The 1333-nt window shown below is 41.9% G+C and carries 1 protein-coding gene and 1 pseudogene; both read right to left on the bottom strand.

What is annotated here, in order from left to right; genetic code table 11:
• Positions 1 to 242: pseudogene (locus tag VOR_RS16655) on the bottom strand (collagenase); the annotation flags it as partial.
• Between the two features lie 186 nt (positions 243 to 428).
• Positions 429 to 1190: a class II glutamine amidotransferase gene (locus VOR_RS0102940; protein ID WP_010318241.1), complete on the bottom strand. Its 762-nt coding sequence runs from the start codon at positions 1188 to 1190 to the stop codon at positions 429 to 431.
• Positions 1191 to 1333 lie beyond the last annotated feature (143 nt).

The following is a 1333-nucleotide window of genomic DNA, read 5'->3' as shown; positions in this document are numbered from 1 at the left end:
ATACTATTTTCACTGTATAGACCCAAGATGGCATTACTATCGGTATAAAACCACGAGTTATAACAGGCAGGTTGTGCATTTTTAATCGCTAAAATAGGCTCTTGTGCTTGCGTGATATCATTAAACTGGCAGGCATTTGATGCATAAGAAAGAGATGGTAACCCCGCTAGCGATAATGCCAATAGTAAAGCGTTAGGTTTAAGGATTGGGGATTGAATAAATGGGACAGGAAATGTCATCATAGTTACAACTCTATAAATTATATTAATAAATGAGCTGCGACTTATACCAGCGCCAGATTCATTAGATGAAACATGGCGCATAGAAACCAAGACCTTACTTCAAAAAAGAATCAGCCTAATGTGAGAGCAATCGATTAACCAATGGATATTAAATATCAATGCATTACTAATTTTTTCCACCACTAACTAAGTAATAGGATACACAGTACATTGAGTACCAATCACATGAGTAATGGTTTGCGGCTCAATCATTTGCCAACCACTTTCACTGTCAAGGGGTTCTGACGCAACCACCATATTATCGCCTTCGCTTTTACTAAACACGGTCGGCGGATGACCATCAGAGCTATAACGCACTAACCAAAAATCTTGCCCATCAGAGATACAAATCGAAGCTTTAAAAGGTGTCTCTATCTGTTTCTCCGCCAAAGCCTGTGCAATTTGATCAATCGTGGTCGTAATGGCTTGTACTGGCTGACGGTGTAACCCATTACTCATCATCAATAAAAAAATCAATTCACTATCTGTTGTTCCAACACGTTTGACGTATAGCGATTCCGGTAACTGCCGTTCTAAGGCGAATTTCACTTTTTCAAACTCACCAATTTGCCCGTTATGTAAAAACATCCAGTTATCCAAAATAAACGGATGACAGTTAGAACGGGAAACCTGCGTTCCGGTGGACGAACGCACATGCGCCATAAAACGGTGAGAACGTATGTGATGCGTTAAGGATCGCAGGTTTTCATCTCCCCAAGCGGGTAAGACCTCATGAAATTGCCCGGGGGTAGTTCGTTCGGTATACCAACCCAATCCAAACCCATCAGCATTGACACGGATGACCGCTTTACGCGCTTCTAAACTTTGGTGCACGAGAGAGTGTTCCGGTTGATAAACCAGTTGATCGAGGTAGATAGGAGTTCCTTGGTAGGCGAGCCAGCGGCACATAATGCAAACATTCCAAAATAATCAGTCACTGATTTCAATAAAGCATGTTTGCTCAACGGCTGCAAGGTGTCCAAGCAACGATACCTTGGCCACTTAGCTCACCAACACCACGAATTAATCACTCTAAATGCAGCTTAATTGGT

Source organism: Vibrio ordalii ATCC 33509 (assembly GCA_000257205.1).
Classification (GTDB): Bacteria; Pseudomonadota; Gammaproteobacteria; order Enterobacterales; family Vibrionaceae; genus Vibrio; species Vibrio ordalii.
This window is presented reverse-complemented; position numbering and strand designations above follow the sequence as displayed.

What these genes read in the sequence shown, in the direction of transcription:
- VOR_RS0102940 (WP_010318241.1), bottom strand. Translation starts at nt 1,190, where the DNA reads ATGTGCCGCTGGCTCGCCTACCAAGGAACTCCTATCTACCTCGATCAA.